Source organism: Pseudomonas sp. NFACC13-1, assembly GCF_900104425.1.
Lineage (GTDB): Bacteria > Pseudomonadota > Gammaproteobacteria > Pseudomonadales > Pseudomonadaceae > Aquipseudomonas > Aquipseudomonas fluorescens_AA.
This window is the reverse complement of sequence record NZ_FMXV01000009.1, coordinates 62,998-76,078: the sequence shown is the minus strand read 5'-3', so window position 1 is coordinate 76,078 and position 13,081 is coordinate 62,998. Positions and strand designations below refer to the sequence as shown.

Annotated in this window: 13 protein-coding genes and 1 other RNA gene; 6 read left to right on the top strand and 8 right to left on the bottom strand. The window is 63.7% G+C overall.

Features of this window, described 5'->3' with window-relative positions; all coding sequences use genetic code 11:
- Positions 1-16: 16 nt before the first annotated feature.
- From BLQ55_RS13800 to BLQ55_RS13785, 4 genes are all read right to left on the bottom strand, one after another.
- Positions 17-1,135 carry an ABC transporter permease gene (locus BLQ55_RS13800; protein WP_092203208.1) on the bottom strand — a complete coding sequence of 373 codons (1,119 nt, stop codon included), beginning with the start codon at positions 1,133-1,135 and terminating at the stop codon, positions 17-19.
- Complete coding sequence (rbbA, locus tag BLQ55_RS13795; RefSeq protein ID WP_092254436.1) at positions 1,135-3,861, bottom strand: ribosome-associated ATPase/putative transporter RbbA; 2,727 nt, start codon at positions 3,859-3,861, stop codon at positions 1,135-1,137. Before rbbA ends, BLQ55_RS13800 begins: the two co-directional genes overlap by 1 nt.
- Entirely contained in the window at positions 3,858-4,823 is a 966-nt protein-coding gene (locus tag BLQ55_RS13790) for an HlyD family secretion protein (RefSeq protein ID WP_092203204.1), read from the bottom strand. Before BLQ55_RS13790 ends, rbbA begins: the two co-directional genes overlap by 4 nt.
- Positions 4,824-4,903: 80 nt before the next feature.
- Complete coding sequence (locus BLQ55_RS13785) at positions 4,904-5,353, bottom strand: EVE domain-containing protein (protein ID WP_092203202.1); 450 nt, start codon at positions 5,351-5,353, stop codon at positions 4,904-4,906.
- A 195-nt stretch (positions 5,354-5,548) separates the two neighbouring features.
- Here BLQ55_RS13785 and BLQ55_RS32175 point away from each other — a divergent pair, with 195 nt between their 5' ends.
- Positions 5,549-5,695, top strand: coding sequence for a hypothetical protein (locus BLQ55_RS32175; protein ID WP_092203200.1), 147 nt, complete (start codon positions 5,549-5,551; stop codon positions 5,693-5,695).
- Positions 5,696-5,718: 23 nt separating this feature from the next.
- On the opposite strand, the gene BLQ55_RS13775 is transcribed toward BLQ55_RS32175, so the two are convergent.
- From BLQ55_RS13775 to BLQ55_RS13760, 4 genes are all read right to left on the bottom strand, one after another.
- Positions 5,719-6,336: a 5-formyltetrahydrofolate cyclo-ligase gene (locus BLQ55_RS13775; RefSeq protein ID WP_092203198.1), complete on the bottom strand. Its 618-nt coding sequence runs from the start codon at positions 6,334-6,336 to the stop codon at positions 5,719-5,721.
- Between the two features lie 117 nt (positions 6,337-6,453).
- Positions 6,454-6,633, bottom strand: a non-coding RNA gene (ssrS, locus tag BLQ55_RS13770) — 6S RNA.
- A gap of 30 nt (positions 6,634-6,663) precedes the next feature.
- The gene (locus BLQ55_RS13765) at positions 6,664-6,981 is read right to left on the bottom strand and encodes a cell division protein ZapA (RefSeq protein WP_039590276.1); all 318 of its coding nucleotides are present in this window, start codon (positions 6,979-6,981) and stop codon (positions 6,664-6,666) included.
- Positions 6,978-7,187 (bottom strand): TIGR02449 family protein, encoded by a 210-nt coding sequence (locus tag BLQ55_RS13760; protein ID WP_003177365.1) that lies wholly within the window; start codon positions 7,185-7,187, stop codon positions 6,978-6,980. The genes BLQ55_RS13765 and BLQ55_RS13760 overlap by 4 nt, the downstream gene beginning before the upstream one ends.
- A gap of 130 nt (positions 7,188-7,317) precedes the next feature.
- Here BLQ55_RS13760 and BLQ55_RS13755 point away from each other — a divergent pair, with 130 nt between their 5' ends.
- From BLQ55_RS13755 to BLQ55_RS13735, 5 genes are all read left to right on the top strand, one after another.
- A complete protein-coding gene (locus tag BLQ55_RS13755) occupies positions 7,318-7,872 on the top strand; it encodes a YecA/YgfB family protein (RefSeq protein ID WP_092254433.1) in 555 nt (184 codons plus the stop codon).
- A gap of 25 nt (positions 7,873-7,897) precedes the next feature.
- Positions 7,898-9,232 carry a Xaa-Pro aminopeptidase gene (gene pepP / locus BLQ55_RS13750; RefSeq protein ID WP_092203196.1) on the top strand — a complete coding sequence of 445 codons (1,335 nt, stop codon included), beginning with the start codon at positions 7,898-7,900 and terminating at the stop codon, positions 9,230-9,232.
- Positions 9,229-10,416 carry a 2-octaprenyl-6-methoxyphenyl hydroxylase gene (ubiH, locus tag BLQ55_RS13745; protein WP_092203194.1) on the top strand — a complete coding sequence of 396 codons (1,188 nt, stop codon included), beginning with the start codon at positions 9,229-9,231 and terminating at the stop codon, positions 10,414-10,416. Before pepP ends, ubiH begins: the two co-directional genes overlap by 4 nt.
- A 67-nt stretch (positions 10,417-10,483) precedes the next feature.
- Entirely contained in the window at positions 10,484-11,701 is a 1,218-nt protein-coding gene (locus BLQ55_RS13740) for a 2-octaprenyl-3-methyl-6-methoxy-1,4-benzoquinol hydroxylase (RefSeq protein WP_176814216.1), read from the top strand.
- Between the two features lie 216 nt (positions 11,702-11,917).
- A complete protein-coding gene (locus tag BLQ55_RS13735) occupies positions 11,918-12,922 on the top strand; it encodes an extracellular solute-binding protein (RefSeq protein WP_092254427.1) in 1,005 nt (334 codons plus the stop codon).
- Positions 12,923-13,081 lie beyond the last annotated feature (159 nt).

Below are 13,081 nucleotides of genomic sequence, written 5' to 3'. Positions count from 1 at the left end.
GTCCAAGGCTGTTTTATCAAGAGGCCAGGCTTTTACGAAAACGCCCCAGGGCGACAGCGAAGAACGACAGCCCGATGGCCGCCAGTGCCAACAGGTCTGGCCAGACCACGCCGACCCCTGCGTCACGGAACAGGATCGCCGCGCTGAGGCTGACGAAATGGGTCGACGGCGAGCCTTGCATCACCCATTGCAGCCATTGCGGCATGCTGTCCAGCGGGGTGCTGCCGCCGGACAACAGCAGCATCGGGATGATCACCGGGATCGACAGCAAGCCGAACTGTGGCGTCGAGCGCGCCAGGGTGGCGAGAAAGATACCCAGGGCGGTGCTGGCGAACAGATAGAGCGCCGTCACCAGCAGGAACAGCAGCATGGAGCCGGCGAGCGGCACGCCCAAGGCGAACTTGACGACGATCTCCAGCGACGCCCAGGTGCACAGCACGACCACCAGCATGTTGCTCCAGATTTTCGCCAGCATGATTTCCAGGGCCGTCAGTGGCAGCACCAGCAAGTGATCGAGGGTGCCGTGCTCGCGCTCGCGCAGCAGCGCGGTTCCCGTCAGGATGATGGCCAGGATGGTGATGTTGTTGACGATCTGGATCACCGCCAGAAACCATCCCCCCTCGAGGTTGGTGTTGAACAGCGCACGGGTGGTCAGCCTGATGGGCGTTTGCTCGCTCGCTTGCGCCTGGCCGCTGTAGGTCAGCAACTCCTGTTGGAAAATCCGTCCGATGTAGCCGGCCCCCATGAACGCCTGGCTCATGGCCGTGGCATCGACGTTCAGTTGTAACGCCGGTTCGCGTCCGGCAAGCAGGTCGGCCTGGAAGTTGGCGGGCACGTTGATGACGAAGGTGTAGCGGCCACTGTCCATGACCTTGTCCAGTTCGGCATAGGGCAGCGCCATCGGGGCCTGGAACTCCGGCGGTTGCAGGGCCTGGGCCAGTTGGCGCGAGAGGTGGCTCTGGTCTTCATCCACCACCGCCACGCTGGCGTTGTGAACGCCAATCACCGAGCCTGCGGCCGGCATATAGATCGCCACGGTGAAGGCGTAGGCCAAAAACAGCAGCAGGACCGAGTCGTACCGCAAGCTGGTCAGTTCCTTGAGGCCCAGGCGCCAGATGTGTGAAAGCGTGCGCATCAGGCCTCCTGCTTCTTCAGCATGACCAGGCTGAGCCCGGTGAACCCCAGGAAGAACCCGAACAACGCCAGGCATTGCGGCCATAGCTGGCGCAGATCCAGGGCCTTGGTGAAGGTGCCGACGGCGATGTCCAGGAAATGGCCAGCAGGGAACAACTGACCCATCACCGACGCTGCGCCTTCCAGGGACGAGCGCGGCACGATCAGCCCGGAGAACTGGATGGTCGGCAGGCTGGTGATGATCATGGTGCCGAGGATCGCTGCGATCTGGGTGCGGGTGAACGCCGAGATCAACAAGCCCATGCTGGTGGTCGCCAGCACGTAGAGCAGGCCGCCCAGTGCCAGCGTCAGGCCGCTGCCCTTGAACGGCACGCCGAACAACCAGCGATTCATGGCCGTCAGCAGGGCCAGGTTGACCAGGCTGATGACCAGGTAGGGGGCCTGTTTACCCAGCAGGAACTCCAGGCGGGTCAGCGGTGTGGCGTAGAAGTTGGTGATCGAGCCCAGCTCCTTCTCCCGCACGATGCCCAGGGCCGTCAACATGGCGGGAATGAACGCGAGGATCAGTGCCATGACCCCCGGCCCGATGGCATTCACACTGACCACGTCCTGGTTGTAGCGAAACCGGGTTTCCAGCTTGGCCGCGGTGTGCGGGTTGCGGGCCGGGCTGCTCTGTTCGGCCCATTGCTCGAGGTTGGCCTGGTGCACGGCCTCGACGTAGTTGCGACTGGTCTCGGCGCGGAACGGCATGCCGCCGTCCAGCCAGGCGCCGACGGTGGGCTGCCGGCCGGCGTACAGGTCGCGACCGAAACCGGGCGGTATTTCCAGGGCCAGCTTGATTTCCGAGCGTTGCAGGCGTCGATGCAATTCGTTGGCGTCGCGGATAGCCGGTTGCTCCTCGAAATAACGCGAGCTGCGAAAAGCCTCCAGGTAGGTGCGACTTTGTGGGCTCTGATCCTGGTCGAACACGGCGAAGGCGAGTTTTTCCACGTCCAGGGAGATGCCGTAGCCGAAGATGACCATCATGAACAGGGCGCCGAGCAGGGCGAATGCCATTCGCACTTTGTCCCGCAACAGTTCCTTGCCTTCCCGGCTGGCGACGGCCAACAGGCGACCCAGGCTGAGGCCGTGCCGGTCCTGCGGGGTGTCGGCCTGGCCGAGGGCCACCGGGGTGGAGTCTTGCTGCGCCTCGCCCTGGGCCTGTTCCAGGCAGGTGACGAACGCGGCTTCCAGGGTCTGGCCGTTGAACTGCGCCTGCAGGGCCGCTGGCGTATCGCAGGCCAGGACCTTGCCGGCGTGCATCAGCGAAATACGGTCGCAGCGCTGGGCTTCGTTCATGAAGTGCGTGGAGAGGAAAATCGTCACGCCCTGTTCGCGAGACAACTCGATCAGCAGGCGCCAGAAGTCATCCCGGGCGGCCGGGTCGACGCCGGAGGTCGGCTCGTCGAGGATCAGCACTTCCGGGCGATGCAGCACCGCCACCGCCAGGGACAAACGCTGGCGCAGGCCCAGGGGCAACGCCCCGGAAGGCTGATCGGCGAGGTCCTGCAACTGGAAACGTTGGATCAAGTCTTCGATGCGGCTGGTGCTTTCGGTCTTGGGCAGGTCGAACAGCTTGGCGTGCAAGGTCAGGTTCTGGCGCACGCTCAGCTCGCCATACAGCGAGAAGCTCTGGGACATGAAGCCCACCCGTTTGCGCGTGGCAAGGTCCTTGGCGTTGACCGGGTTGCCCAACAGGCGGGCGCTGCCTTCGCTGGCGGGCATCAGCCCAGTCAGCACTTTCATGGTGGTGGTCTTGCCGCAACCGTTGGAGCCCAGGAAACCGAAAATCTCACCACGACCAATCGCGAAGCTGACGTGATCGACCGCAGTGAAATCACCGAAGCGCAAGGTGAGGTCATGGGCTTCGATGGCGATGTCGGCGCTGCTGTCGCCCCTGGGCGGGATCGTCAGCGGCTCGGCGTCGCGACCGTTGTCGCCCTGGAAATGGGTGAAGGCCGAGTCGAGCTTGCCGTCTGGCGTGACAGCGGCCAGGTCCGCGCTCAAGCCCTGGGCGATCAAGCGACCGTTATCGAGCATCAGGCAATGCTCGAATTGTTCGGCTTCTTCCATGTAGGCCGTGGCGACCAGCAAGGTCAGTTGCGGTCGTTGGCGGCGCACGTCTTCTATCAGTTCCCAGAAGCGTCGCCGCGACAGCGGGTCCACGCCAGTGGTGGGTTCGTCGAGAATCAGCAGGTCCGGCTCGTGGATCAGTGCGCAACACAGGCCGAGCTTCTGTTTCATGCCGCCGGACAACTTGCCCGCCGGGCGGTCGGCAAAACGCTGCAGGTCGGTCGCCAACAGCAGCGTGCCCATGCGTTGTTCGCATTCCGCCCGCGATAGTCCGAACAGCGTGCCGAAAAACCGGATGTTCTCGCGTATCGACAGATCAGGGTAAAGGTTGCCCCCCAGTCCTTGAGGCATGAAGGCGATACGTCGGTAGAGGGTGTTGCGATGATGCCGGTCCTCGATCGATGCTCCCAGTACGTCGAGTTCGCCGTGCTGGAGCTTCTTCACCCCGGCAATCAATCCCAGCAGGCTCGACTTGCCGGCCCCGTCCGGGCCGATCAGGCCGCAGCGAGTGCCGACGGGCAGATTGAAAGCGATGTCGTCCAGGGCGGCATGGGCGCCGTAGCGGTGCTTGAGGCCCGAGGCGCGCAGCGCCGGTTCGCCGCCGCCGGCGTTCATTGCAGGTTGGCCGGCCAGTCGATGGGGGCCGTGCGCAGGTAGCCGGCACCCGGCATGCCGGGTTTGGCCTGGGGCACCTCGCCGGGGCGGGTCAGGCGTACCTTGACGCGAAACACCAGCTTCTGGCGTTCGTCACGGGTTTCGACTTCCTTGGGGGTGAACTGGGACTTTGCCGCGACGAAGCTGATCGTGGCCGGCAGCGGTCGCTCGGGCAGGGCGTCGAGCAGCACTCGTGCTTCGTCGCCTACCGCCAGTTTCCCGGCCACGGACGCCGGCAGATAGAGGTTCATGTACTGGTCGTTCGGATCGATCATCAGCAGCACCCGTCCGCCAGCGCCCAGCACTTCGCCCGGCTCGGCCAGGCGAAGTTGGATCACGCCATCGATAGGCGCGCGCAAGCGGCTGTCATCGATTTCGCTGGTCAGTTGGGCCACCTGGGCGAGGGTCGCGCCGATGGCGGCGTTTGCCGCCGATACCTGGGCCCGGGCCGCATTGACCGCGGCGTTGGCAGTGTCCATGCGGGCCTGCTGTTGGTCGATGACCTGGCCGCTGGCAAAACCACGCTTGAACAGCTCGCGGGTCCGCTGGAGTTCCTGGTGGGCGAGCAATTGTTCGCTCTGGCGCAGTTGTACATTGGCCTCGGTGGCCGCGAGGTTTTCCCGGGCCCGCAGTACTTCGGCTTCGGCCTGGTTGCGCTGGGCTTCCAGGGTACGGGTGTCCATGCGCGCCAGTAACTGGCCTTTGACGACCTTGTCGCCCTCGTTGGCAAGCACTTCGGCCAGGCGACCGGGGGTCTTGCTGGCGATCTGGACTTCGGTGGCTTCGAGGCGCCCGTTGCCCATGCTCAGGCCTTCCGGCAGGCGGTCATGTCGGGACTTCCAGTAGCCGAACCCGCCGGCGGCCAACAAGACGGCCAGCAGGGCGAGGGCGAAGAAACGAGAGGTATGAGAGGGCGTCGACATGTCCGGCATCCTGCGGCTATAGCGTCCAGTTTGCTGGATCCCCTACCGCCCCAGCTTGATATCCATCAATACATGGATGTTCAACGCAGGGCAATCACTGCTGCCCATTGCTCGGCGGTCACCGGCATCACCGAAAGCCGCGAGCCTTTCTGCACCAGCGGCATTTCCGCCAGGGCGGCCTGTTGCTTGAGGTAGTCGAGTTTCAGCACGTGGCGGAACGTCTCGACGTGGGCCACGTCGATCGCGGTCCAGGGGTTTTTGTCCGGGGTGGCCTTGGGGTCGAAATAATGGCTGTCCGGGTCCAGGGCCGTAGGATCGGGATAGGCCGCCTGGATGATTTCGCCAATCCCGGCGATGCCTGGCTCGGGGCAACTGGAGTGGTAGAAAAAGAACGTGTCACCCACCGCCATGGCCCGCAGGAAATTGCGCGCCTGATAATTGCGAACGCCGTCCCAGCGGGCCTGGCCGAGCTTTTCCAAGCCCTGGATGGACAATTCGTCGGGCTCGGACTTCATCAGCCAATAAGCCATGATTTTTTCTCCTGGGCGGTGGGTATCAAAATAGTTCGGCGATTTTATGACAAACCGACGGTCGGTTGACGCCAGCATTTGCGTGTCGGGGCCGGTTGTCGCAAAATGCCGGCCTTCCAAGCTTGACGCTGCTGCACGGCCAATAAGAAAACCGCTGCTGTCATCGTGTGTGATATGCCTTGAGGGGGGCAATCGATGAAACGCAAACCGGATTTGTTGTGGATTTTGGTCATTCTGTTCGGTCTGGGTGTCGTGACCACGGGTTACGCCCAAAGCCTGTGGACCAACAAGACCGAGGCGCCGATGGACATTACCCAACCCGCGCCATCGCTCAAACGCTGAACCTGCTTTCCAGGCGCCGCTGATTACCGCGGCGCCAACCCCGCGATATACCATTGCCTGTCGCTGACCGTTCCCTGCAGCGGCACGTCCCAGCTTGCCTGCGCCAATCGTTCGACCTTCTGGCATTCATGGGCCAGCCCCAACAGCGTTGGCTTGCGCCACTGCTTGCGTCGCGCCAGGTACGCCAGGCTGCGGTCGTAAAAGCCGCCGCCCATGCCCAGCCGACCTCCCGCATCGTCAAACCCCACCAATGGCAACAACACCAGGTCCAACGTCCAGACCTTGCGTTGCCGGGCGATATTCTTGCGTGGCTCGGGGATGCGAAACCGGTTGGGTTGCATTTTTTCGCCGGGGTGGATGCGCTGGAACACCATCTTGGTCCGCGGCCACGGGCTGAGTACCGGCAGGTAAGTGGCCTTGCCCCGGCGTTGGGCCGCGCGCAGCAGCAGGCGCGGGTCGATCTCGCCATCGTTGGGCAGGTACAGGGCGATGTGCTTCGCCCGGCGGAACAGCGGATGCTGGGCCAGTTGTGTGTACAGCCCGCGGGCGGCTTGCCGTTGCTGGGCGGGCGTCAGGGCGCGACGGGCCTGACGTAGCAGGCGTCGAAGTTGCGGGCGGGGCAGCAGCGCGGGTTCAGTCATGTCGAGGCTTCACGCAGTGGCGATGCCGCACAGCGTAACCGCAAAACAGGACGCTCAGAAATGCCTGCGCCCGGAAACGACAATGCCAGTCCACATGGACTGGCATTGTCTGGAGTCAGGCTCCCCGGATGAACCGCTGTCGGCTTAGCCCTTGAACCCGAAAGTTCAAGGTGGAAGTTGCAGGGGGCGTTAAGGCTTTCCGTCAAGCGGACATGCACACCGGCCCCAACGTGCAACCCCCGTGGTTGTGCGTATCGGCTCAGGGACATCACCAACTGGCAAGCACCCCAGGGAGTGAGGCGAGTATACCCCAGGCAGCTTCGCGAATCAGCCCTTGCTGACGTCTGGATCGGTGGCGAGCACCAGATCAACCCGATCGAGCAGGTCGCGTACCTGCTCACGGGTCGAGCCACTGACCTGTACGTCCGGCGTATCCTGGCGGTGCAGCAGGTCGTGGGTGATGTTCAAGGCGGCCATGACGGCGATGCGGTCGGCGCCGATGACTTTGCCGCTGCTGCGGATCTCGCGCATCTTGCCGTCCAGGTAACGGGCGGCGCTCACCAGGTTGCTGCGCTCTTCCTGGGGGCAGATGATCGAATATTCTTTGTCGAGGATCTGCACGGTAACGCTATTGCTTGAACTCATGAGTCTTGCTCCAGGGCCTTGAGGCGCGAAATCATCGATTCGACCTTACGCCGGGCGATTTCGTTTTTTTCAATGAGGTGCGCGCGTTCCTCGCGCCAGGTTTTTTCCTGAGCTAATAGGAGTCCGTTTTGGCTCTTAAGTTGCTCGACCCGGTCAATTAGCAGTTCGAGTCTGGCCATCAGCGCTTGCAGGTCGGTGTCTTCCATTGTGTCCACTGAAGAATGTGTCTGATGGAGGGATGTGGGTCGCACAGCCTCTGATAGTCTTGGCGAGTCTGTCGATGTAGGATACAAGGCCTCCATTCTAGACATAGCGCCGTCTGGCGCCTAGCTGCCCATGCCCATTCAGAATTCCCCGTATCAAGCATTCGCCACCCTGCTGAGCACCAGCGGTCACCCTGTCTCGCCTGCCGAACTGCATGGCCTGTTGCTCGGCCGCAGTTGCGCCGGCGCCGGTTTCGACGCCGACGGCTGGTTGGCCGACGCCGCCGAGCTGCTGGAAGGCGAGCCGACGGACAACGTCCGTAACGCGCTGATCGGCCTGCAGGAAATGGTCAAGGGCGAGTTGACCAGCGATGACATGACCGTCGTCCTGCTGCTGCCCACTGACGACGCCCCCCTGGCCGAACGCGCCGCGGCGCTGGGCCAGTGGTGCCAGGGCTTCCTTGCCGGCTTCGGCCTGACCCGCCGCGAATACGCGCTGAGCGAAGAGGCCAAGGAAGTGCTGCAGGACCTGGCCGCGATCTCCCAGGTCCAGGATGCCCTGGAAGAGTCCGATGACGGCGAAAGCGACTACATGGAAGTGATGGAGTACCTGCGGGTCGCACCATTGCTACTGTTCACCGAGACCAAGAAAACCGATGCAGCGGCCCCTAAGCCGTCCTTGCACTGAATGTCAGAGGGAACCCCGTCTGCCCATGATTCATATCCCGAAATCGGAATACAGCCGTCGCCGCAAGGCCCTGATGGCGCAGATGGAGCCCAACAGCATCGCAATCCTGCCCGCCGCCGCCGTTGCGATCCGCAACCGCGACGTCGAGCATGTCTACCGCCAGGACAGTGACTTCCAGTACCTCAGCGGCTTCCCCGAGCCGCAGGCGGTGCTGGTGCTGATGCCCGGCCGCGCCCATGGCGAATACATCCTCTTTTGTCGCGAGCGCAACGCTGAACGTGAGTTGTGGGACGGCCTGCGCGCCGGCCAGGAAGGGGCGATCCGTGACTACGGTGCCGACGACGCGTTTCCCATCACCGACATCGACGACATCCTGCCGGGCCTGATCGAAGGCCGCGACCGGGTGTATTCGGCCATGGGCAGCAACCCTGAATTCGACCGGCACCTGATGGAGTGGATCAACGTGATTCGCTCCAAGGCCCACCTCGGCGCCCAGCCGCCGAACGAATTCGTTGCCCTGGATCACTTGCTGCACGATATGCGCCTGTATAAATCGGCGGCGGAACTGAAGGTCATGCGCGAAGCGGCGCGGATCTCCGCCCAGGCGCACATCCGGGCGATGCAGGCGGCGCGCCCGGGGTTGCATGAGTTCAGCCTGGAGGCCGAGCTCGATTATGAATTCCGCAAGGGTGGGGCGAAGATGCCGGCCTATGGCTCGATCGTCGCGGCGGGGCGCAACAGTTGCATCCTGCACTACCAGCAGAACGATGCGCTGCTCAAGGACGGCGACCTGGTGTTGATCGATGCCGGCTGTGAAATCGACTGCTACGCCAGCGATATCACCCGTACCTGGCCGGTCAGCGGCAAGTTTTCGCCCGAGCAGAAGGCGATCTACGAAGTGGTGCTGGCCGCCCAGGAAGCCGCGTTTGCCCAGATCGCGCCGGACAAACACTGGAACCAGGCCCACGAAGCGACGGTCCGGGTCATTACCGAAGGGTTGGTGCGCCTGGGGCTGCTGGAGGGCGATGTGGACGAGTTGATTGCCAGCGAGGCCTACCGGGCGTTCTACATGCACCGTGCCGGCCATTGGCTGGGCATGGACGTGCACGATGTAGGCGAATACCGGGTTGGCGGCGAGTGGCGGGTCCTGGAAATCGGCATGACGCTGACGGTGGAGCCGGGCATCTATATCAGTCCGGACAACCGCAGCGTCGCGAAAAAATGGCGCGGCATTGGCGTGCGCATCGAGGATGACGTGGTAGTGACCAAAACCGGTTGTGAAATCCTGAGCCGAGGCGTGCCGAAAACGGTCGCCGACATCGAGGCCCTGATGGCCGCCGCCCGGACGCAAGCGGCATGAGCCGGGTCAATCTGGCGATCATTGGCGGTGGCCTGGTCGGCGCGAGCCTGGCGCTGGCCCTGCAGGCCGGTGCCAAGGCCCGGGGCTGGAGGATCACCCTGATCGAGCCCTTCGCCCCCGGTAATGCCTGGCAGCCAAGCTACGATGCCCGGTCTTCGGCGTTGTCCTACGGTGCCCGACAGATTTATCAACGCTTGGGTGTCTGGCAGGAGATTTCCCGTCGTGCCGAACCGATCAAGCAGATCCATGTGTCCGATCGCGGGCGGTTTTCCACGGCGCGGCTGTCGGCCATGGAAGAGGGCGTGCCGGCCCTGGGCTACGTGGTGGAAAACGCCTGGCTCGGCCAGTGCCTGTGGCAAGGCCTGGACCCGGAGGTGGTCAGTTGGCGCTGCCCGGCGCAGGTTACGCGCATGGAGCCACTGGTCGGCGGTTATCGCCTGACCCTCGACGACGAAACCACCCTGGAGTGCGACCTTGCCGTTCTGGCCGATGGCGGTCGCTCCAGCCTGCGCGAGCAGTTGGGCATCGGGGTGCGCAGCCGCCCCTATGACCAGAGCGCCTTGATCGCCAACATCACCCCCAGCGAAGCCCACAATGGCATGGCCTTCGAACGCTTCACCGATGACGGCCCGATGGCCTTGTTGCCGCTGCCGGAGAATCGTTGCGCGCTGGTCTGGACCCGCCAGGGCATGGACGCGCAACGGCTGGCGGCCCTCGACGAGCGCGGCTTCCTCGCCGAATTGCAGGGTGTGTTCGGTTATCGCCTGGGTACGCTGAAGCAGGTGGGTGTACGGCACCTGTACCCGCTGGCGCTGGTGGAAGCCGAAGAGCAGGTCCGTCCGCACCTGGCGATCCTGGGCAATGCCGCCCACAGCCTGCATCCGATTGCCGGGCAGGGGTTCAACCTGTCCCTGCGTGATGCCCAGGCCCTGGCCGATACCTTGCTCGACAGCGATCGCGAGCCGGGGGATTTTGCCGTGTTGCAAGCCTATCGCGAGCGCCAGCGCATGGACCAGGCCCTGACCGTGGGCTTCTCCGACCAGGTCACGCGGCTGTTCGGCAGCAGCCTGCCGCTGGTGTCCCTGGGCCGCAACCTCGGCTTGCTGGGCCTCGACCTGCTGCCTCCGGCCAAGCGCTGGTTCGCCCGCCAGGCCATGGGGTTGGGGACGCGTCCCGATGCGTGAGGCTGGGGTGGTCATTTCTTTTCATGGGCGGCTGATGTCGCCCGCAAAACAGGCTTAGAGCATGGAATTGCGTGCAGATCTGCTGATTGTCGGCGCCGGTATGGTCGGCAGCGCCCTGGCGCTGGCGTTGCAGGGCAGTGGCCTGCAAGTGTTGTTGCTCGACGGCAGCCCGATGAGCGTCAAGCCCTTCGACCCCCAGGCCACGTTCGAGCCCCGGGTCAGTGCCTTGTCGACGGCCAGCCAGCGGATCCTCGATCGCCTGGGCGTCTGGGAGGGCATTACCACCCGGCGTGCCAGCCCTTACACCGACATGCACGTCTGGGACGGCAGTGGTACCGGGCAGATCCATTTTTCGGCAGCCAGCCTGCATGCCGAGACGCTTGGGCACATCGTGGAAAATCGCGTGGTGCAGGATGCCCTGCTGAACCGCCTGCATGACTGCGACCTGGGCTTGTTGGCCAACGCCCGGCTGGAGCAGATGCGGCGTTCCGGCGACGACTGGCTGCTGACCCTGGCCGATGGCCGCACGTTGCGGGCCCCCCTGGTCATTGCCGCCGATGGCGCGAATTCCGCTGTGCGCCGCCTGACCGGCGTGGCGACGCGCGAATGGGATTACCTGCACCACGCCATCGTCACCAGCGTGCGCAGCACCCGGCCGCATCGGATGACGGCATGGCAGCGCTTCACCGACAACGGCCCGCTGGCGTTCCTGCCCCTTGAGCGTGACGGCCAGCACGACTGGTGCTCGATTGTCTGGTCCACCACCCCCGAAGAAGCGCAGCGCTTGATGGCGCTCGATGACACTCAATTCTGCAGCGCACTGGAACGCGCCTTCGAAGGCCAGCTTGGCCCGGTGCTGAGCGCCGACCCGCGCCTGTGCGTGCCCCTGCGCCAGCGACATGCCAAGCGCTACGTGGCCGAAGGGCTGGCGCTGATCGGCGACGCGGCCCATACCATCCATCCGCTGGCCGGGCAGGGGGTGAACCTGGGTTTCCTCGACGCCGCCGTGCTGGCCGAAGTGCTGTTGCACGCGGCCGGCCGTGGCGAGCGGTTGGCGGACGTGAAGGTGTTGAGCCGCTACGAGCGCCGACGCATGCCCCACAATCTGGCGCTGATGGCGGCGATGGAGGGCTTCGAGCGGTTGTTCCAGGCCGATCCGCTGCCGGTGCGCTGGTTGCGCAACACCGGGCTGAAGCTGGTGGACCGCCTGCCTGAGGCCAAGGCCTTGTTCGTGCGTGAGGCGCTGGGGTTGAGTGGGGATTTGCCGGATCTGGCCAAGGCCTGAGATGTGGTTGAGGCTTATGGCCTCATCGCGAGCAAGCTCGCTCCCACAGGTTTCACCGGATCGAATGTGGGAGCGAGCTTGCTCGCGATGAGGCCGGCACAGCCACCTCAATCCATCTGTGCAACATTTGGAAATGTGTCCGCCCACTGTTCGATTGAGATGCCAAATGTGAGTCCTTATCATTTGCGCCTCTTTCGCCACCCAGAGACCGCTACCATGTTGGCAACCAAGCGCCTGCTGTCCGCCCTCGCTTTGACCCTGATCGGCACCACTGCCGTCCAGGCCGCCGATGAGGTGGTGGTCTACTCCTCGCGTATCGATGAACTGATCAAGCCGGTCTTCGATGCCTACACCCAGAAAACCGGCGTCTCGGTGAAGTTCATCACCGACAAGGAAGCGCCATTGATGCAGCGGATCAAGGCCGAAGGCGAGAACGCCACCGCCGACCTGCTGCTCACCGTCGATGCCGGTAACCTCTGGCAGGCCGAGCAGATGGGTATTCTCCAGCCGTTCACCTCCCCGGTGATCGACGCCAACATCCCGCCCCAATACCGCGCTTCGTCCCACGCCTGGACCGGCTTGAGCCTGCGGGCGCGGACCATTGCCTATTCCACCGACCGGGTTAAACCGGGCGAGTTGACCACCTATGAGGCGCTGGCCGGCAAGGAGTGGGAAGGCCGTCTGTGCCTGAGGACCTCGAAAAAGGTCTATAACCAGTCCCTGACCGCCACGCTGATCGAAACCCACGGTGCGGAAAAAACCGAGGAAATCCTCAAGGGCTGGGTCAGGAACCTGTCCACCGACGTGTTCTCCGACGACACCGCATTGCTTGAAGCGATCAATGCTGGCCAGTGCGATGTCGGTATCGTCAACACTTACTACTATGGCCGCCTGCACCAGCAGAAGCCGGACCTGAAGGTGAAGCTGTTCTGGCCGAACCAGGCTGATCGCGGTGTGCACATCAACCTCTCGGGCATTGGCTTGACCAAGCATGCGCCGCATCCGGACGCCGCCAAGAAACTGGTGGAGTGGATGACCACGCCGCAAGCGCAAAGCATCTTCGCCGACGTGAACCAGGAGTTCCCGGCCAACCCGGAGGTCGAGCCGTCCAAGGAAGTGGCGGCCTGGGGTGCGTTCAAGGCCGATACCTTGCCGGTGGAAGTCGCGGGTAAACGCCAGGCCGAAGCCATTCGCATGATGGATCGCGCAGGCTGGAATTAAGACGAGCTTGTGCTCCTGCAGCTGTGTAGGAGCTGTCGAGTGGAACGAGGCTGCGATCTTTCCCCAGACAATTAAGTCCCAAGCGAAAGATCAAAAGATCGCAGGCTTCGCCAGCTCCTACAGAGCCCAGCGGGAGTAAGCTCCTTCGCCACGTGACAG